At 66.8% G+C, this 19,078-nt stretch carries 13 protein-coding genes; 4 read left to right on the top strand and 9 right to left on the bottom strand.

Annotation, left to right across the window (positions count from 1 at the left end):
- Nucleotides 1–48: 48 nt before the first annotated feature.
- From ACU5AX_RS10230 to ACU5AX_RS10205, 6 genes are all read right to left on the bottom strand, one after another.
- Nucleotides 49–2,097, bottom strand: coding sequence for a hypothetical protein (locus ACU5AX_RS10230; protein WP_446690795.1), 2,049 nt, complete (start codon nt 2,095–2,097; stop codon nt 49–51).
- 92 nt (nt 2,098–2,189) lie between these two features.
- Nucleotides 2,190–4,745: a TonB-dependent receptor domain-containing protein gene (locus ACU5AX_RS10225; protein WP_446690794.1), complete on the bottom strand. Its 2,556-nt coding sequence runs from the start codon at nt 4,743–4,745 to the stop codon at nt 2,190–2,192.
- Between the two features lie 287 nt (nt 4,746–5,032).
- Nucleotides 5,033–5,809: a sulfite exporter TauE/SafE family protein gene (locus tag ACU5AX_RS10220; protein ID WP_446690793.1), complete on the bottom strand. Its 777-nt coding sequence runs from the start codon at nt 5,807–5,809 to the stop codon at nt 5,033–5,035.
- A gap of 127 nt (nt 5,810–5,936) precedes the next feature.
- Entirely contained in the window at nt 5,937–7,145 is a 1,209-nt protein-coding gene (locus tag ACU5AX_RS10215; protein ID WP_446690792.1) for an LL-diaminopimelate aminotransferase, read from the bottom strand.
- Between the two features lie 150 nt (nt 7,146–7,295).
- The gene (locus ACU5AX_RS10210; RefSeq protein WP_446690791.1) at nt 7,296–10,085 is read right to left on the bottom strand and encodes a TonB-dependent receptor; all 2,790 of its coding nucleotides are present in this window, start codon (nt 10,083–10,085) and stop codon (nt 7,296–7,298) included.
- A gap of 207 nt (nt 10,086–10,292) precedes the next feature.
- Nucleotides 10,293–12,122 carry a DUF885 domain-containing protein gene (locus ACU5AX_RS10205; RefSeq protein ID WP_446690790.1) on the bottom strand — a complete coding sequence of 610 codons (1,830 nt, stop codon included), beginning with the start codon at nt 12,120–12,122 and terminating at the stop codon, nt 10,293–10,295.
- Nucleotides 12,123–12,269: 147 nt separating this feature from the next.
- Here ACU5AX_RS10205 and ACU5AX_RS10200 point away from each other — a divergent pair, with 147 nt between their 5' ends.
- The 3 genes from ACU5AX_RS10200 (at nt 12,270) to clpS (ending at nt 15,291) form a co-directional block, all read left to right on the top strand.
- Entirely contained in the window at nt 12,270–13,994 is a 1,725-nt protein-coding gene (locus tag ACU5AX_RS10200; protein WP_446690789.1) for a PHA/PHB synthase family protein, read from the top strand.
- An 83-nt stretch (nt 13,995–14,077) separates the two neighbouring features.
- On the top strand, nt 14,078–14,824 hold the full coding sequence (locus tag ACU5AX_RS10195; protein WP_446690788.1) for a phasin family protein: 747 nt from the start codon (nt 14,078–14,080) through the stop codon (nt 14,822–14,824).
- A 137-nt stretch (nt 14,825–14,961) separates the two neighbouring features.
- Nucleotides 14,962–15,291, top strand: coding sequence for an ATP-dependent Clp protease adapter ClpS (gene clpS / locus ACU5AX_RS10190; protein ID WP_446690953.1), 330 nt, complete (start codon nt 14,962–14,964; stop codon nt 15,289–15,291).
- A gap of 35 nt (nt 15,292–15,326) precedes the next feature.
- On the opposite strand, the gene ACU5AX_RS10185 is transcribed toward clpS, so the two are convergent.
- Complete coding sequence (locus ACU5AX_RS10185) at nt 15,327–16,058, bottom strand: Crp/Fnr family transcriptional regulator (protein ID WP_446690787.1); 732 nt, start codon at nt 16,056–16,058, stop codon at nt 15,327–15,329.
- A gap of 154 nt (nt 16,059–16,212) precedes the next feature.
- Between ACU5AX_RS10185 and murA the strand changes: the two genes are divergently transcribed.
- Complete coding sequence (gene murA, locus ACU5AX_RS10180; RefSeq protein WP_446690786.1) at nt 16,213–17,496, top strand: UDP-N-acetylglucosamine 1-carboxyvinyltransferase; 1,284 nt, start codon at nt 16,213–16,215, stop codon at nt 17,494–17,496.
- 4 nt (nt 17,497–17,500) lie between these two features.
- On the opposite strand, the gene ACU5AX_RS10175 is transcribed toward murA, so the two are convergent.
- Nucleotides 17,501–18,019 carry a phosphoribosyltransferase gene (locus tag ACU5AX_RS10175; protein WP_446690785.1) on the bottom strand — a complete coding sequence of 173 codons (519 nt, stop codon included), beginning with the start codon at nt 18,017–18,019 and terminating at the stop codon, nt 17,501–17,503.
- On the bottom strand, nt 18,019–19,035 hold the full coding sequence (locus ACU5AX_RS10170; protein ID WP_446690952.1) for an adenosine deaminase: 1,017 nt from the start codon (nt 19,033–19,035) through the stop codon (nt 18,019–18,021). The genes ACU5AX_RS10175 and ACU5AX_RS10170 overlap by 1 nt, the downstream gene beginning before the upstream one ends.
- Between the last annotated feature and the right edge of the window lie 43 nt (nt 19,036–19,078).

The raw sequence follows: 19,078 nt of genomic DNA, 5'->3' as shown, positions 1-19,078 counted from the left end.
GCTGATCGCGGGGCGAGTGGCATCAGGCGCGATCGCCGGACGCGCTGATCAGCGCCGCGAGCGGGGCGGCTGCACCGCGAGATAGACGGTGCTCCACAATTGCGCGGCATTGGATTCGTCGACATCCAGCTTGCCCGCCCCGAACGGCACGACCCGATAGCGACCGCCCTGATAGGTCCAGGACCAGAGCTCGGAACTCTGCGTCGCCCTCGTCGCCTCGATCGCGCGCCACAGCGTCGCCTGTGCCGCGAGCAGCGTCCGCCGCGTCGCTGGCGGCAGGTCGCTTCGCGCGAGCTGCTTTTCCAGCCCCGCGGCGAAAAGCGCCTGCTGCCAGGACCAGACGACCGCCCCGTGATAGGCGGCCGGGGTGAAGCGCGCTTGCACCTCCGCTGGGGCGAGCGCGGCATTGGCAACGAGCAGGCCGACGTCGGTCATCAGGCCGGCGGGAAACGGCCGCATCAACGCGGTGACGTAGGTGCCGAGCGCGGCCGGGTCGGGGGTGCCGAACAGCAACGCAAATCCCTCGTCGGAATTGATGATCGGCACCGGCCGTCCCTGCGCATCGAGGGCGATGGCATGATAGGTCAGCGGCGCCGTGCCCAATGCGGCGAGGGCGGGCTCGGCGGGGACCCCGACGCTGGCAGCATAGCGGCGGATCAGCGGCCCGGCCTCGGCGGCCGGCAACGACATGCGGAACAGATCCGGTGCCTTTGCCCGCCAGGTCGCCGCCATGGTTCCGGCGGTAGCCAATGCCTGGCGATCGGCTCGGCTCAGATACGGATCGAGCAGCCCGGCGGCGAGCAGCCGTGCCCCTGCCTCCAGCGCAGCCGGCACCAAAACGGCATTGACGTCATAGGCATATTTGCCTCGCCCCAGCCCTTCTTCGCTGTCGCGCCATTCACCGGTCAGGCGGCCATCGTGGATGCCGACGAGGTTGGTCGCCCGCGGCGCGGCGGCAAAGCGTTGGGCCTGCGCCACCACGAAGCGCAGGTTGCGCACCAGGCCGGCACCCGCGCTTTCGGAAGCGCCGGGATGCGCTACGCTGGCGATCGGCCGGGCCAGGAAGCGGCGTGCGGCGGCCGGGTCGCCGAGCAGATAGGGCGCAGCGACCGGCGCCAGCATGTAATCGTCGTCGACCATGCCATAGTCCAGCGTGGCCCCGTCGCCGCCACGGCCGTCCTTGCGATGTTCGACCACGGCGAACTCGCCGATCCCCTCCTCATGAGCGACGTCGCCTTGCGGCCCGAGACGCGCGAGGACGGCACCCAGCCCGGCCTCGATCGCCGGTGGGCGCAGCGCCGGCATCAGCAAGCGCAGCGACATCAACGTGTCGCGGCCGAAATAGGTATTGAAACGCCACGACCCGGCGTTGAATTTTTCCTGATAGCTGAGGAAGCGCAACGCGTTCCGGGCGCCTGCGTCGTTCGCCGCGCGTGCGTCGAGCAGTTGATCGAGCGGGATGCCGTGGAGCGGCGTCTCGCCCGTCGCCGCGACGATCGCGATCCGGATGCGACCGCCCGCACCCGCTTCGATGCCGGATGCCGACAGGCGCCCCTCGATCATGCGCAGTTCGAGCCGATAGCCGGGCGCGCCGTCGAGCCGGTCGCGCCGCCACACGATCCGGTCGCCAGCCACCTGCGGCCGGGTCGCCACCTCGGGCGGGAAATGGCCGACCGACTGATAGTCGCGCAGGAAGCGGACGTTGGACAGCACCGCCTGCTTGAACGCCAGGCGCGGCACCGTGATGGTCGTTTCGGTCATGATGCCGTGCAGCGGGCGGCCCTTGTCGTCCCGCAGCGTGATCGGACGCGGAGCCGCGTCGAGCGTCCACGTCGCGGGGCGGGGGAGCGGTTCGAACCACAAGCCGACGCCGCTATTGCCGGCCGGGAAAGCGATCAGGATGCGCGGGTCGATGCCGTTGCGCAGCAACAGATGTGCGGCCACGGCACCGTCGCGCACGAAGGCGTTGAGATTCTGTCCTTCGGTCACTTGATAGGCGAGCTCAGGCACGTCGCCGTGCTGCGGCCGCTGTTTCTGTGCCGCCAGGCCCGCCGCCATCGCCGCCCCGGCGAGCAGCGCCATCACGATCCGCGTCATTGCCATTCTCCCGACGAAACGGAGGCGCGGCAAGCTGGATAGCCGCCGCGCCTCACAGGGCAAGCCAAGGCTCGCAACGCAATCGTCGCCGATCAGAATTTGAACGTCAGCGAACCGCCATAGGTCGCGCCGACGATGCCGCGGGCGTAGAAATAGCCGTTGGTCACCGCCTGCGTCTGGCCTTGGCGCGGGTTGCCTTCGGTCAGTCCGACGACGTCGAAGATATTGTCGGCGTTCAGGTTCAGCTGGACCCGATCGCTGACGTTGAAATTGACGCCGACGCCGGTCACGCCATAGCTCGGCAGGGCGATGCCGTTGCCGTTATCGGCGTAGATCTTGCCGATATATTTGTAGCGGCCGTAGACCTCGCCAAGGCCGTGGGGCAGCTGCACGGTCGGGCTGATCGTGAACAGCTGTGCCGGCGTGCGTTCCGGTCGGTTGCCCTCATATTGCGATCCCGCGTCGACGCCGTTGAGCTGCAGGTTGAGCAGCTTCGGGTCTTGGAAAACGCCCTGGAAATCGACGGCGAACCAATCGATCGGCCGGACCACGAAATCGAGTTCGACACCGATCGTGCGCAAATTGGCGTTCAGATTGACCTGCTGCGACGGATTGTTCGGGTCGGAGAAATTATAGTTCTGGTTGCGGAAGTTGGTGCGGAACACCGTCGCCGATCCGGAGAACAGCTTGCCGTATTGGTAGCGGGCGCCCGCCTCGTACAATTCGATCGTGGTGATCGGATCAGTGGTGTTGGTCTGGAAACCGTTGGCGTAGCGGGCGTAGATCGAGAAGTTCGGCGTGAACAGATAGTTGGCGCCGATCGTGTACGCCGCCTTCTGGCGCAGTCGCTTGGTTTCGGTGAAGGTGCCGTCGAAGCTCGAACCGACATTGCGGACGACACCGACCACGCCGGGCTGCACCGCCTGGTTGGTGGCCAGCGCATTGCCGTCGCGCGCCGTCGCCTTGTCGCTCTCCCAGCGGACGCCGCCGTCGATGCGCAGGTCGCCGATCGCGAATTCGTCATTGGCATAGAGCGAGACGGTGCTGTCGAGCCGCTCGCGGATGCCCGCACCCCAGTCACCATAGGACACCAGGCCATTGTCGGACAGCACGCCGACCACCTGGTTGTTCGCGTTGAGCGCGACGATATCGTAGATGTCGCTGTTGGTCTTGACGTCGTTGACGACGCTGGCGGTCGCCGACTGATCCTGCGACCGCTTGACGTTATAGTACATGACGCCGGCGGTCAGCGAATTCTTGATGCCGCCGGTGTCGATCTCCCAGCGGCCACCGGCGTTGATGCCAAGGTCGCGGCCGTCGATATAATCGTGGTTGAGCGTCGTGCGCTGCAGAAAGCCGTTGCCGTTCAGCGCATTGAGGGCCGCGGTCTGGTTGGCGCCGAGCACCACGCCGGTGCGCAGATTCTGGATGCCGAACCGCGCTGCGGTCGGATAGGCGGCCGCGCCGGCCGTCAGCAAATCGTTGATCGGCGAGGTCGCGCCCGGCGTCAGATAGTTGACCGCGCTGGTCAGCCCCGCATTGCCCGTACCCGAGCCGGGGAACAGGCCATTGAAGTCGTACGAATACTTCAGATAGCGGGCGTGGGCGAACAGATCAATCGTGTCCGACACCGGCTTTTCGACGTCGAGCCGGATTTGCGCCGTCTTCGCCTTGATGCCGTCGCGATAGCGGAATTCGCGGAAGCCGCTGGGGTGGGCGAAGGTCGACACCGGCACCGCGATGTTCGAGAAGGCGTCGCCGCCGACATTGCCGAACTGCGTGTCGAGGCCGGGAATGCCGCCGGGCTTGTTGTTGGTGAAGCTGTACGGCTGGTCGGCGTAATAGGCGTTCTCGACGTCGCCACCCTTGGCCGACAGGCGGATGAAGCCGCCACCGTCGAACTTGTATTCCAGCATGCCCTTCAGGCGCCAGCCGGCATAGTCGAAGGGATTGTCGCGGACACCCGGGCTCGACTGGATGTAGCCGCCGACGTTGAACGCCAGCTTGTCGCTGATCGGCGCGGAATAATAGAAGTCGCCGCGCTTCATGCCGTAATTGTATGCGGTGACGCGCGCCTGGCCCTCGGCGTGGTCGAAGTTCGGCCGTTTGGAGATGAAGTTGATCGTCGCGCCGGCGCCGTTGACCGTCAACACACCCGACGATCCGCCCTTGACCGCTTCGAGCCGGTCGATGGTCAGATCCTGATCGAAGAAGAAGTCGGCGCCGCCACCACCGTAGAGGATCGGCATGCCGTCCTCTTCGAGCTGGATGAAGCGCTGGCCGCCGCCCTGCAGGCCACGCACCGAGTAATTATTCGAGACCTGGCCGGCGGTACCCTCGACGAAGATACCGGGGACCAGCTCGAGCATGTCCGCGGTCGAGCGCGGCGCGCGACGGTCGATCGCGTCACGATTGGCATAAGTGATGTCGGCGGACGCGCTGATCAGCGGCCGATCGCGCGAGGTCGTGCCGGTGACGACGATGTCGCCGAGATCCTCGTTGCTCTGCGCGGGGGCGGTGTTCGGATCAGTCTGGCCGGTCGCCGGGGGCGTGTCGTTCGCCACCGTCTGGGCTGCGGCCGGAGCCAGGGGCAGCGCGGCAGCGCCGAGCAGAAGCGCAACCCGAAGGCTGCGACGCGAAATGGACAACACTATCCTCTCCCGAGATCACCCAAAGGCGCGGTTCGTCCGACGCCCTGATCCCTTTTTATGGCCGCAACGGACTGGCGACAATCGATGCCACGATCATGTAACCGCTTTCTCGGCGACTGTTGCAGCACGGCAACGCCCGGCGTGGGGCAGAAATTCGGGGATACGGGCCGGACATCGTGAGGCGGGAGCAGAGGCGGACGTTCGCCGTTTTCGCCATAGCGACCGGCCACCGAACGCGATCCCACCGCGACGAGCCATTGAACCCGGCCGCCGGCCGACGGGCCTCAGAACAGCAGCTTGACTCCGACGATGGCGAGCACCGTCGCCAGGATCGGGCGCAGCACGCTCTCGCGCATCGATCCGGCGAGCAGGCTGCCGACGACGATGCCGGGGATCGAGCCGATCAGCAGCGACCCGAGCAGGCCGAGGTCGACCGAGCCGAGCAGCCAATGGCCGGCGCCGGCGAGCAGAGTGAGCGGCACCGCATGCGCGATGTCGGCACCGACCAGGCTTTTCAGCGGATGGCGCGGATAGAGGACGAGCAGGGCGGTCATGCCGAGCGCACCGGCGCCGACCGACGTCAGCGAGACGAGCACGCCGAGGATCGCGCCGAGCAGGATCGTTAGCAGCCCCGGCCGCCGCCCCTCGCGTTCGCCGAGCCGCGGCGTCAGCGCCGCAACGATCCGGTGGCGGAGCAGCGTCGCCACGGCGGAGACGACGAGGACGATGCCCAGCAAGGTTGCCAGCAGATGCTCGGTCGCCGGCGAATGTTCGCTGGCGCGGCCGAGCAGCAGCAGCGTCACGATCGTTGCCGGCACGCTGCCGGTCGCCAGTCGCCCGACGATCCGCCAGTCGAGCGTGCCGCGCCAGCCGTGGACGGTGGTGCCGACCGTCTTGGTCGCCGCGGCGTAGAGCAGGTCGGTACCGACCGCGGTCGCCGGGTGGAAGCCGAAGGCGAGCACCAGGATCGGCGTCATCAGCGATCCGCCGCCGACCCCGGTCAGCCCGACGAGCACGCCGACCAGCACGCCGGCGAGCGAATAGAGCGGCTCGATCGTCATTCGGCGGCCATCGGCTCGGCGTCGGCGCTGCGGGCGCGGACGCCAGCGTTCATCGTCTCACGGCGCATGGTCGGCGGCTCTGGACTCCTGCACGGGCGGGAACCCGAACGCGCGCTGGGTGAAGGGCTCAACCCGCGTTCCGGCTCGGCGTGTTGACGCCCATGCTGGCGAGGTAGCGCTTCACGTTGCGCGCCGCCTGGCGCAGCCGCTGTTCGTTTTCCACCATCGCGATGCGCACGAAGCCCTCCCCATTCTCGCCGTAGCCAACCCCTGGCGCAACCGCGACCTGGGCGTGAGTCAGCAATTGTTTGGAGAACTCAAGGCTGCCTAAGTGCTTCAGCGCGGGCGGCAGGGGGGCCCAGGCGAACATCGAGGCGGGCGGCGCGGGGATGTCCCAGCCGGCGCGGCCGAAGCTTTCGACCAGCACGTCGCGACGCTTGTGATAGAGCTGGCGGTTCGCCTCGACGATGTCCTGCGGGCCGTTGAGCGCGGCGCAGGCCGCCGCCTGGATCGGGGTGAAGGCACCGTAATCGAGGTAGCTCTTCACCCGCGTCATCGCCGCGATCAGCTTACGGTTGCCGACCGCGAAGCCGATCCGCCAGCCGGCCATCGAATAGGTCTTGCTGAGCGAGGTGAATTCGATCGCGACGTCCTTGGCGCCCGGCACCTGCAGGATCGAGACGGTCGGCTTGCCGTCATAATAGAGCTCCGAATAGGCGAGGTCGGAGATGATCCAGACCTGGTTCTCCTTCGCCCAGGCGACGAGGCGTTCGTAGAAGGCGAGGTCGACCGTCTCCGCGGTCGGATTGGACGGATAGTTGACGACCAGTACCGACGGACGCGGGATGGTGAATTCCATCGCGCGCTGCAGGCTCTGGAAATAGGCTTCGTCGGGCGTCGTCGGCACGGCGCGGATCGTCGCGCCGGCGATGATGAAGCCGAAGGTGTGGATCGGATAGGACGGATTGGGCGCGAGGATGACGTCACCCGGGGCGGTGATCGCAGTGGCGAGGCTGGCCAGCCCCTCCTTCGACCCCATGGTGACGACGACCTCCGTCTCCGGATCGACGTCTACCCCGAAGCGGCGGCCGTAATAATTCGCCTGGGCGCGGCGCAGGCCGGGGATGCCCTTGGACTGCGAATAGCCATGCGCCGACGGCTTCTGTGCGACCTCGACCAGCTTCTCGATCACGTGCGGCGGCGGCGGCAGGTCGGGATTGCCCATGCCCAGGTCGATGATGTCCTCGCCACCGCTGCGCGCCGCCGCCCGCATCGCATTGACCTCGGCGATGATATAGGGCGGCAGGCGTTTGATGCGGTAGAAGTCGTCGGACATGGGGCACCTTGTGGTGGGAAGGTGCCCCGAGTCTTACCCGTCGTGACGCGGCGAGGCCAGTCCGGGGCGAAATGGAGCGATCACCCTATAAGGAGTGCCACCTCTTGGTCGGTGCATGGCCATGCCGCGGCGGACATGACCATGCGTCGGTCAGAACCGGAAGCGTACGCTGGTCTGGATGGTGCGCGCCTGCACCCGGATGCCGACCGGCAGCGCATTATAGGCGCCGAAGTACGACGGCGTATTGTCGTGCAGTAGGTTGGTCGCCTCCAGGCTGAAGGTCGCATATCTGACGGGCGTGACGTTGATCGCGGCGTCCAGGCGGGACGTACCCCGATTGTAGACGGAGTAGCCAGGGTTCACATAGTCGATCCCCGTCTTGTATTTCGAACGGAAATTATAGGCGAGGCGCGCGCTGAACACCGGGGTTTCATAGATCAGCGCCGCATTGCCGCTGTACTTGGATGTGAATGGAGCGTCGTAGAGCCCCTGCGTGTCGGCTACGGTGTCGGCATAACCCAATTGCAGCGACGCTGTCGGGATATAGGTAAAGTTCGCGTTGACGCCGAAATGACGCGCGAAGCCGGGCAGGAAATCGAAGAAGGTGTTCAGCTGCGATTCGATGCCGAAGATCTTGCCGGGTCCAGCGTTGCGCGGCTTTCCGACGATATAGAGCCCGTCTGCGGCGTTAGGGTCCGGAGCGAGCCCCGCTACTGCTTCACGTTGCTCGGTATAATAGATAAAGCCGATCTGATTCTTCAGGAACGCGCCCACCGACACGAGGTCGCCCTGGCCCCAGTAATATTCGAGCGATGCATCGTAATTGTTTTCCTGCACTGGCTTGAGATCGGGGTTGCCGGAATAGACCCGTCCCGCCGTGGTGGCATCGAGGATGTTCACAGCCGACCGCATGCTGTAGAAGTCCGGACGCTGCACGTTGTGCGTGTACGACAGGCGCAATTGTAGCTTGGGTGTGAAATGCAGCCTCGCGGTCGCACTCGGAATCAGGTCGACATAATTGGCCTTGCTGCCAATCGGCGTATAAATGACCCCCTGACCGTAATCCGGTGTGCCGTTCGGCAGAAATGCACGCCACTGATAGCGCGAACTGACCGCATTGCCCCAGGTGTTGACGTACCGGAGGCCCAATTCGCCATCGACGGGAAAGCCGGCTGTGAACGCGTAGTTCATCTGGCCATAGAAGGCGAAGGTCCGTTCGTGCTCCTGGAAGCTTTCGCCGGGATCGGTGGTGGCGGGTACCGGGAGGGTCCAGTCACGCCCGGTCAAATCGGCACCGTTGTTGATGATGTAGGTGCGCAACGCGCCGAAGCGATCATACGTGCCCGCTCCGCTCAGCTGGTACCAGGTCGGCGCGTTGGCGATCTGCGGTGTCACCGACGAGATACCGATGCCCGTCGCGGAAGAGACGGCGCCCAGCGTCGGTGCGGCCGCCGTATTGAAGTAGAAGGCGTCGCGATACCCATAGTCGCGATAGGCGGTCCGCTTCGAGAAGCGTGATCCGAACTGCAGCGAGCGAACCAGCCCGGTCGGGCTCGCCTGCACCGTCACGTCGAATTTCGCGGCGAACAGCGTGTCCTGATTGTCGCCGCGCTGATCATGGACCTGATACAGCTTGTAATTGGCCGGGTTGCCGAGGTCGCTATTTGGATAGGTGACATACGGGCCGCCGCCCGGCACCAGCGGCGAATTGAAATCGACATTGATGACATTGCCACCGGTCAGGCGATACTGCGTCTGGTCGAAATACTGGTAGACATCGGTCCAGTTGTACTGGGCGCCGAGGTTGATCTGTACCTTGTCCGAATTCCAATGCGTTTCGAAATTGGTGTTGTAGGTGTCCGACTTCGTCTTCTGGTAAATGGCCAGCGGCCCGCCTGGAACGCCTTCGTTGCCGTTGTTCGTGATCGTCACCGACCGGATGGTACCGTCGCTGTTGGCGACCAGATTGCTGTACGATCCCTGGTCACTGTTGGTCTGGATCCGGATATTGTTCCGTTCGTCGGTCGACCGGACGCCGAAGTACGAGCCTTCCAAGACGAAATCGAGCCTGCTGTTCGCGCGCCATTGATAAGCGACGTTCAGTGACGGCCGTTCGACCGATCCGGTTTCGACTCCGTAATTGATCGCGTAGGGAATGATCGTATTCTGCTGCGATACCGGAAGACGCGAGTTTGAACCGCTGCCGGTGAAGAAGCCGATCTGCTGCGGCGATTCGCTGACGATATAGTTCTCGAAGTAATTGTTCTTCGTGTAGGAGCCATTGACCAGGAAGCCCATCTCGCCGATCGGCGTGTCGAACCGCTCGGCGACCAGCAGGCTGGCATAGGGGCTCTTGGTGTCGCCGAGGTCCGAGAAGGTTTCTCGGAAGCTGCCGGCGAGCGTCAGTCCCTTCACCAGGTCGAGTGGCCGGCGCAGTTCGACGTTGACCGTGCCGGCGATGCCGCCTTCAACCTGGTCGGCGCTTCGCGTCTTGTAGACGTCGACCGACTTCAACAGCTCGGCCGGAATGTCGGCCAGGTTGAGCGCCCGTGTGCCGGCCGTTCCGGCCTCGTTGCCGTTGATCGTGGTCTGCACGTCGGAGAGGCCGCGGATCGTGACATTCTGCCCTTCCCCGCGCGCACGGTCGATCTGCACGCCAGAGACGCGAGAGAGCGCTTCCGGCACATTGTTGTCGGGCAATTTGCCGACATCCTCTGCAACCACCGAATCGACGATCTGCTTCGACCGACGCTTGCGGTCGACGGCCTTCTTCACGCTTTCACGCAGGCCGACGACGATCACGTCCTCGTCGGCGGGTTGTGGTGTCGTCGCATCCTGATCGGTGATGACGGGCGGTACGGGTCGATCCTGCGCATGGGCCGCAGTGCCGATCATCAACGCCGCAACCGCCCCCGAAGTCAGCAATGCTCCCCGTGCCATGCCATTTCCCCTGTTTCTGCTGAATCTGCTCAGCTTATTTGTCAGGGTATACGTTATGCGAAGATGGTGCTGTCAAGACCGTATGTTGCGTGCTGTGTGCCCTCAGCCACAAAAAATGTCTTCTGGCCCAACCTTTGTAGCAAAAGGCCGCCCGACCCGATGGTCGGACGGCCCCTCAAGCTTTACGAACTTTGGTGGAGAGAGCGCTCAGCCCTTGGCCGCGCCTATCCAAGCATCGACCTGCTCCTCGAGCACGCCGAGCGGCAGCGCGCCGCTGGCAAGGACGACCTCGTGGAAGTCGGGCAGCTGGAAGCGGGTGCCGAGCGCGGCCTCCGCTTTGCGGCGCAATGCGGCGATGCGCAGCTGGCCGACCATGTAGCTGGTCGCCTGGCCGGGGTTGTTGATGTAGCGGTCGACCTCTTTCACCACGTCGCGCTGCGACAGCGGCGCATTGGCGGTGAAATAGGCGATCGCCTGGTCGCGGCTCCAGCGCTTGGCATGGACGCCGGTGTCGAGCACCAGCCGGCACGCGCGCCAGACCTGCAGCGACAGCATGCCGAGCTCGGCATAGGGATCGGCATAGGCGCCCATCTCCTTGGCGAGCCGCTCCGAATAGAGGCCCCAGCCTTCGGTATAGGCGCCGTAATAGCCGAAGCGGCGGAACTTGGGCACGCCGGTCAGCTCCTGCGCGCGGGCGATCTGGAAATGATGGCCCGGCGCGCCCTCGTGATGGGCGATGCCCTCGACCTGCGGCTTCTGCACCTGGGTCATGTCGGCAAGGTTGACGTAGAAGATGCCGGGTCGCGAGCCGTCGGGCGCGGGCTGGTTATAGAAGGCGACCGCCGCCGTCTCCTGCCGCCACGGCTCGACCGCGCGCACCTCCAGCGCCGCCTTGGGCAGGCGGCGGAAGAAGCGCGGCGCCGCCGCCATGGTCTGGGCGATCGCGGCGCGCGCGTCGGCCAGATAGTGCTGCCGCCCCGCCTCGTCGTTGGAATATTTGAAGCGGGGACTGGTGCGCAGCTCGGCGAACAGCTGTTGCAGCGTGCCCGTATAGCCGATGCGCGTCATCACCGCCTGCATCTCGCCATGGATCGCCTTGACCTGGTCGAGGCCGAGCTGGTGGATCTGATCGGCGGTCAGGTCGGTGGTGGTGTAATAGGCCAGTCGCGCTTGGTAATAGGCATCGCCGCCGGGCAGGCTCCAGGCGCCGTCATTGCCCTTGGCCAGCGGCTCGATCGCATCGAGCGCGGCGAACAGCACGTCGAAGCCCTGGCGGAACGGGCCGGTCAGCGCCGCAACGGCGTCGGCGATCAGCTGCGTCTTGGTCGCGGCGGGGGCGTCGAGCTTGCCGACCTTGGCCTTGAAATCGGCCAGCACGGTGCTGTCGGCGCCGCCGTCGAACGGCGCGCCGGTGATCACCTTGCGCGCGTCGCCGCGCGCCGGCGCAAACACCATCTTGGGCGGGACGATGCCCTTGGCGGCCTGGGCGCGCATCTTCGCCGCCACCTCCTGCATCACGCGGCGGGTGTCGCGCAGCCGCGCGATATAGGCCCGCGCATCGGCGACGTTGTCGACGCGATGCTCGTTGATCAGGAAGACCGGGATCTCGCCCGCCGGGCTGCCGTTGGTCGAGACGGGGAAGGCATAGTCGCGGAACCGGAACTGGCGCGCGTCGGTCGCGACCTGATCCTCGAACAGCCGATAGCTCAGCTTCGCCTGGGCCCCCAGCCGCGCGAGCGGGAAGCGGCGCTTCATCTCGGCGAGTTGGCTTTGCTCCAGTGCCAGGCTCTTCTGCGCGGCGGCGTCGGTATAGTCGTCGAGCTTGTCGTTGTTGGTCTTGAGGCCGAGGCTGGTCTGGCCCTGCGGGCTGAGCGCAAGCTGCGCGTCGAACGCCGTGTCGAGGAAGGCGAGCAGCGCGGCATCGTCCGGCCCGGCGGCGGGCGCCACGGCCTGGGCGAGCAACGGCGCCGGCACCAGCGCCGCCGCGGCAGCACCGCCCATCATCCTTACATAGGTCCGCCTGTCGATCCGCACCATTCCCGCTCTTCCTTCGCTGTTTCAGGGAGCTAGGCCGGTTCGTCGCGCCGGAGCAAGCGCATTTCCCGCCCTCTGCCGGACTCGGCGGCAATGCCGGTTCCCCGCGTGGCGCGAAGCCGCTATGCCGGCCGGCGGAGAGGAAGCGCCATGGCCGACCCGAAGGATCCCCGTTCGACGCCCGATCTCGCCGAACTGCAGCATTGGACCTGGGTGATGGGTCGCGCGCAGCAGATGGCGATGGAGCAGGGGCTCGACTGGTTCGACGCCGCCCGGCTGCCGGGCGTCACCGACACGCCCGCCGCGGCCCAGGTGCGCGATTTCTGGACCGACAGCCTGACGCTGTGGCAGCGTTTCCTCGATCCCGCCGCCGCGCCGCCGCCACCCGCCGCCTCGGACGGCGACGCACGCGACAAGCGGTTCAAGGATCCGGCGTGGCGCGACGATCCCTGGTTCGACTGGCTGCGGCGCAGCTACAATCTGGTCGCCGATCATATGCTGCGCGGCGTCGACCAGCTTGAGGGGCTGGACGACAAGCAGAAGCAGCAGCTCCGCTTCGCCGCCAAGGGCTTCGTTGATGCGATCAGCCCGTCCAACTTTCCGGCGACCAACCCGGAGGTGATGGCCAAGACGATCGAAACGCGCGGCCAGAACCTGCTCGACGGGCTGCAGCACATGCTCACCGACATCGGCAAGGGGCAGATGACGCACAGCCCGGCGGGCGCATTCGAGATCGGCCGCGACCTGGCGACGACGCCGGGCAAGGTGGTGAAGCGTACGCCGCTGTACGAACTAATCCAATATGCGCCGACCACGGAGCAGGTGCTGGCCACGCCGGTGGTGATCTTCCCACCGTGGATCAACCGCTTCTACATCCTCGACCTGACGCCGGAGAAGAGCTTCATCCGTTGGGCGGTGGACCAGGGCCTCACCGTCTTCATGGTGTCGTGGAAGTCGGCCGACGCGACGATGAAGGACGTGATCTGGGACGATTATGTCGGTGCGCAGGTCGATGCGATCGACACCGTCCGCGGCCTGCTCGACGTGCCGGCGGTGCATGCGATCGGCTATTGCGTGGCGGGCACGACGTTGGCGGCGACGCTGGCGCTGCTCTCGGCCTGCGGCGCGGCGGACAAGGTCGCCTCCGCCACCTTCCTGACCGCGCAGGTCGATTTCGCCGCGGCGGGCGACCTCACCCATTTCGTCGACGACGAGCAGCTCGCGCTGATCGGCGCGCTGTCGCCGCAGGGGTTCCTCGACGGGCGCTACCTGGCCGCGACCTTCAACCTGTTGCGCGGGCGCGACCTGATCTGGAGCTACGTCACCAGCAACTATCTGCTCGGCAAGGATCATGCGCCGTTCGACCTGCTCCACTGGAACGGCGATGTCACCAACCTGCCGGCGAAATGGCATCTGTCCTATTTGACCGATCTGTACCGCGACAATCTGCTGGTGCGGCCCGGCGCGCTGTCGGTGGCGGGGGTGCCGCTCGACCTGACCAAGGTGGCGACGCCAGCCTATGTCCAGGCAGGCCGCGAAGATCATATCGCGCCGCCGGAAAGCGTATGGAAGATCACGCATCTGTTCACCGGACCGCTGCGCTTCGTGCTCGCCGGGTCGGGCCATATCGCCGGGGTCGTCAATCCGCCGGCGGCGGGCAAATATCAATATTGGACCAACGATCACGCCGCTGACTCGCTCGACGAGTTCGTTGCCGGCGCGACCGAGACGCGCGGCAGTTGGTGGCCGGACTGGGCGGCGTGGCTGCGTGCCCACGGCGAGGCGACCGTGCCGGCCGACGGCGCACGCAGGCCGGGGGAGGGCGCGCTACCCGCGCTTGCCGACGCACCGGGGGACTATGTCCGCGCCCGCTGAAGAGCGGATTTCGTAGCGTTTTCTCTTGCATCCGGCCGAAACAGGCCTTATTGTGCAGTGCAGCAAAACGCTGGAGCAGGACCATGGCAGACTCGCCCCCCAAGCCCGCCCGCAAGTCGGCGAAGGCCGGCAAGCCATCCGCCGCCATCGCCCGTGCCGCCGACGTGGTGCAGCAGACGCTCGCCGCCGCACCGGCGATCCCGCCCGCACTCGCCGCCCCCGCCGCCCCGCACGAGGCGCCGGTCGCGGGGCTGCCCGAACCGATCAAGCCGACCGGCGCACAGCCGGCCCCGCGCGCGGCGACACCGCCCGTGCGCCCCACCCCCGCCGCAGCGCCCGTCGCGCCTGCCGCACCCGCAGCGAAGGACATCAGCATGGACACGATCGATACCGCCAAGAGCACCGTCGACAACGCCACGGCCAAGGCCGAGACCCTGTTCAACGAGGCCGGCGACCGCGCCAAGGGCGCGATGGAAAAGGGCCAGAAGTATTTCGAGGATGCCGCCGACTTCGGCCGCGGCAATCTGGAGGCTTTGGTCGAATCGTCGCGCGTCGCCGCCCGCGGCCTCGAGACGCTGAGCCAGGACAGCGTCGCTTACGCCAAGAAGGCGTTCGAGGAGGCGACCGCCGCCGCCAAGCAGCTCGCCAGCGTCAAGTCGCCGACCGAATTCCTCAAGCTGCACAGCGACTATACGCGTAACGCGTTCGACTCGCTGGTGGCGGAAAGCTCGGCGCGCGCCGAGGCGGTGCTGAAGCTCGCTGGCGAGATCGCACAGCCGATCTCCAACCGCGTCGCGCTCGCCGCGGAGAAGATCAAGGTCGCTGCCTGACGCACGGCCTTCCCGATTATGGGACGAAAGGGGCGGCCGCAGCGATGCGGTCGCCCTTTTTGCGGCGACAGGGCCTTGCCCCGGCGCACCGGCGTGCCATATTTCGACGCCTTACCATGACAGCCGAACCGATCCACATGGCGCAGCGCCGCGACGATGGTCAGGACGATGGCACGGGCACCGGCCTCGCCACCAAGACGCGTGCGCGGACCAAGCAGCCGACGCCGTATCGCGTGCTGATGCTCAACGACGATTACACGCCGATGGAATTCGTCGTCCTGTGCCTGCAGCGCTTCTTCCGCATGAACATGGAGGAGGCGACGCGGGTGATGCTGCACGTCCATCAGAAGGGCGTCGGCGTCTGCGGCATCTTCTCCTACGAGGTCGCGGAGACCAAGGTCGGCCAGGTCATCGACTTCGCGCGGCAGAACCAGCATCCGCTGCAGTGCACGCTGGAAAAGGCGTGAAGGCCCGTTCCCGCCGATAGGGCAGGGACGAGGCTCTAGCGCCCGGCGGGCAGCCAGGCGAGGTCGACCCCCGCGCCGCGCTCGACATGGTTGGCGGCGCGCATCAGCCCACTCTCGTTGACGAAGGTGAAGCGCCCGCCGTCGCGTGCGATCAGCCCTTCGTCCTCCAGCTGGCGCAGCATCCGGTTGACATGGACCGCGGTCAGGCCGGTGGCGTCGCCGATCTCTTCCTGCGTCAGGCCGAGGACGAAGGCATCGTCGACCCGGCCGTCGCGCACGCGCAGCCGGTTGCGGATCTCGATCAGCAGCGCCGCGACGCGCGCCTTGGCCGAGGTGCGACCGAGGCCGGCGAGGCGGTCGGTCAGCGCCACCCGCTCCATCTGGTCGAGCGCGATCAGCAGGGCGGCGAGCCGCGGATGCTGGCCGATCACTTCGGCGATCAGGCCGCGCTCGAGCGGGGCGACCGCGCATTCGGTCAGCGCCATCACCGTTTCCGGCGAGCTGCGATAGACCAGGCTGGCCATGGCGATCAGATCGCCGGGGAACAGGAAGCGCAGGATCTGGCGGCTGCCGTCGGGCAGGATGACATAGCTCATCATCGTCCCGCGTTTGACGACGAACAATTCGCTCAGCCGGTCGTGCTCGCGCAGCAGCACCGCGCCACGGCGCAATTGCCGCTCGCGCTGTTCCAGCCGGTCGAGCGCCGCCGTCTCGCTCTCAGACAAGTCGATCAGTTCGCCGACACGTGCGGCGAGGCAGCTGGCCACGCTGTTGGAACCCCCAAAACCTTGCCTGTTGCACAAAGCAAATGGCCAAGATTGCTGCATTAAAATCGATCAAGGGTCATTTCGCACTCGTACCGGCAGTGGAACCGAATCGCGTCTGTTGCGGGCGCGCGGGGGAGCGCTTAGACGCCATCCGATGGACCGTATCCTTATCCGCGGCGGCCATCGCCTGTCCGGCCGCCTGCCCATCTCCGGCGCCAAGAACGCCGCGCTGACGCTGATGCCCTGCGCCTTGCTCACCGACGAACCGGTGACGTTGCGCAACCTGCCGCGGCTCGCCGACGTCGACGGCTTCGGCCATCTGCTCAACCAGCTCGGCGCCTCGACCGCGATCCAGGGCACGCGGCCGGAGGATTTCGGCCGGGTGATGACGATCCGCGCCGGCATGCTGACCAGCACCGAGGCACCCTATGACATCGTGCGCAAGATGCGCGCCTCGATCCTGGTGCTCGGCCCGGTGCTGGCGCGCGCCGGCCAGGCGCGGGTGTCGCTGCCCGGCGGCTGCGCGATCGGCAACCGACCGATCGACCTGCACCTCAAGGCGCTGGAGGCGATCGGCGCCGAGCTGGAAATGGCGGCCGGTTATGTCACCGCGACCGCGCCGGGCGGGCGGCTGTCCGGCGGCCGCTACCGTTTCCCGGTCGTCTCGGTCGGCGCGACGGAGAATGTGCTGATGGCGGCGGCGACGGCGCGCGGCACCAGCGTCATCGAGAATGCGGCGCGCGAGCCGGAGATCGTCGACCTGTGCAACCTGCTGGTCGCGATGGGCGCGCGGATCGACGGCATCGGCACCGAGACGCTGGAGATCGAGGGCGTCGACCGGCTGCACGGCGCCACCTATGCGGTGATGCCCGACCGGATCGAGGCGGGCAGCTACGCCTGCGCCGCGGCGATCACCGGCGGCGAGCTGGAACTGGTCGGCGCGCGCGCCAGCGACATGCAGGCGACGGTCGACGCGCTGCGCGAAGCCGGGGTGACCGTCACCGAGACGCGCGACGGGATCAAGGTCGCCGCCGACGCGCCGCTCGGCCCGGTGACGCTGTCGACCGCGCCCTTCCCGGGCTTTGCGACCGACATGCAGGCGCAGTTCATGGCGATGCTGACCCAGGCGGACGGTGCCAGCGTGCTGACCGAGACGATCTTCGAGAACCGCTACATGCACGTGCCCGAACTGGCGCGGATGGGCGCCGACATCCAGGTGCACGGCCGTACCGCGGTGGTGAAGGGCAAGAGCGCGCTGGTCGGCGCGCCGGTGATGGCGACCGACCTGCGCGCGTCGATGAGCCTGATCCTCGCCGGGCTGGTCGCCGAGGGTGAAACCGCGGTCAGCCGCGTTTACCATCTCGACCGCGGTTACGAGCGGCTGGAAGAGAAACTGTCCGCGGTCGGCGCCGACATCGAACGCGTCAGCGACGGCTGATGCGTCAGGCGATGCGGTCGGGCACCTCGGCCGCATCGTCTTCGATCGCCGCCTGCGGTGCGACCGCCTCCCAAGGAAAGACGTACCAATCCTTGGTCGTGGTGCGGTCGATCGTACGGGCGCGATAGTCGACGCGCTGCGCGGACACGACATTGTCGATCAGCGTCGCGAAGCGGATATGCGCCGCCGGCGCCCCGGCCGCGGCGAGCTTGTCGCGCAGCAGCCCGATCGTCCGGCCCGAATCGTTGATGTCATCGACGAACAGCAGGCGCTCGCCGGCGCCCGCCCGCGTCGCCAGCCGGACCAGCACGTCGTCGGCGAAATCCTTGACGTTGCTCGACAGGTCGCAGGATAGCGTCGCGAGGCCGGTGGCGTGGCTGAGGTACACCGCCGGCACCAGCCCGCCGCGCCCGATGCCGATCAGGTAATCCGCCCGCCAGCCGGCGTCGGCGCTCAGCGCGGCCGCGAGCGCGCGCACGTCGGCGACGAAGGCGTCATGGCCGATCGGGGTGAACACCGGCATCAGGCAGCCCCTTCCACATAGGCGTCGACCGCCGCGACATGGCGCGCGATCGTATCCGCCGGCAGGAACGATCCCAGGAAGCTGTTGCGCGCCAGCGTCGCCAGCTGCGCGTGCGACAGGTCGCGCGCCGCCGCCGTCGCACGAAAATTCTCGGCGATATAGCCGCCGAAATAGGCCGGGTCGTCGGAATGGATCGTCGCGCGCAGGCCGAGATCGAGCATCCGGTCGATCGGATGCGCCGCCAGCCGATCGACGTTGCGCAAGGCGACGTTGGACAACGGGCAGACGGTCAGCGTCATCCGCTCGGCGACCAACCGCGCGACCAGCGCGGGATCTTCCAGGCTGCGGTTGCCATGATCGATCCGGTCGACGTGGAGCACGTCCAGCGCCTCACGGACATAGTCGGGCGGCCCCTCCTCGCCGGCATGGCAGCACAATTTCAGCCCGCGCTCGCGGCTGGCGGCGAAGACGCGGGCGAATTTGGCGGGCGGGTTGCCGAGCTCGGAGGAATCGAGACCGACGCCGACGAAACGATCGAGCCACGGCTCGGCGAGGCGCAGCGTCGTCAGCGCATCCTCCTCGTCGAGATGGCGCAGATAGCTCATGATCAGCCCCACGCTCATCCCGTGCCGCGCCTCCGCCTCGGCGATGCCGGCGGTGAGACCGCGCATCACCGTGTCGAAGGCGACGCCGCGGTGGGTATGCGTCTGCGGATCGAAGAAGATCTCGGCATGGGTGACGCCGTCGGCGGCGGCGCGATCGAAATAGGCGACGGCGAGGTCGCGGAAATCCTCTTCCGTGAGCAGCACCGCCGCGCCGGCGTAATAGATGTCGAGGAAGCTCTGCAGGTCGGTGAAGCGATAGGCGGCGCGCACCTCCTCGACGCTGGCGAAGGGGATGGCGACGCGATTGCGGCGGGCGAGCGCGACCATCAGTTCGGGCTCGAGGCTGCCCTCGATGTGCAGATGGAGTTCGGCCTTGGGCAGGCCGGTGCAGAAGGTCGCGAGATCGGTCATCCGCGCCATCATCGCCGCGGTGCGGCGGATCGGCAAGGTTCTT

The organism is Sphingomonas benefaciens, assembly GCF_052907485.1.
This window is presented reverse-complemented; position numbering and strand designations above follow the sequence as displayed.

What these genes read in the sequence shown, in the direction of transcription:
- ACU5AX_RS10230 (WP_446690795.1), bottom strand. Translation starts at nt 2,097, where the DNA reads ATGACGCGGATCGTGATGGCGCTGCTCGCCGGGGCGGCGATGGCGGCG.
- ACU5AX_RS10220 (WP_446690793.1), bottom strand. Translation starts at nt 5,809, where the DNA reads ATGACGATCGAGCCGCTCTATTCGCTCGCCGGCGTGCTGGTCGGCGTG.
- ACU5AX_RS10215 (WP_446690792.1), bottom strand. Translation starts at nt 7,145, where the DNA reads ATGTCCGACGACTTCTACCGCATCAAACGCCTGCCGCCCTATATCATC.
- ACU5AX_RS10210 (WP_446690791.1), bottom strand. Translation starts at nt 10,085, where the DNA reads ATGGCACGGGGAGCATTGCTGACTTCGGGGGCGGTTGCGGCGTTGATG.
- ACU5AX_RS10205 (WP_446690790.1), bottom strand. Translation starts at nt 12,122, where the DNA reads ATGGTGCGGATCGACAGGCGGACCTATGTAAGGATGATGGGCGGTGCT.
- ACU5AX_RS10200 (WP_446690789.1), top strand. Translation starts at nt 12,270, where the DNA reads ATGGCCGACCCGAAGGATCCCCGTTCGACGCCCGATCTCGCCGAACTG.
- ACU5AX_RS10195 (WP_446690788.1), top strand. Translation starts at nt 14,078, where the DNA reads ATGGCAGACTCGCCCCCCAAGCCCGCCCGCAAGTCGGCGAAGGCCGGC.
- clpS (WP_446690953.1), top strand. Translation starts at nt 14,962, where the DNA reads ATGGCGCAGCGCCGCGACGATGGTCAGGACGATGGCACGGGCACCGGC.
- murA (WP_446690786.1), top strand. Translation starts at nt 16,213, where the DNA reads ATGGACCGTATCCTTATCCGCGGCGGCCATCGCCTGTCCGGCCGCCTG.
- ACU5AX_RS10175 (WP_446690785.1), bottom strand. Translation starts at nt 18,019, where the DNA reads ATGCCGGTGTTCACCCCGATCGGCCATGACGCCTTCGTCGCCGACGTG.
- ACU5AX_RS10170 (WP_446690952.1), bottom strand. Translation starts at nt 19,035, where the DNA reads ATGACCGATCTCGCGACCTTCTGCACCGGCCTGCCCAAGGCCGAACTC.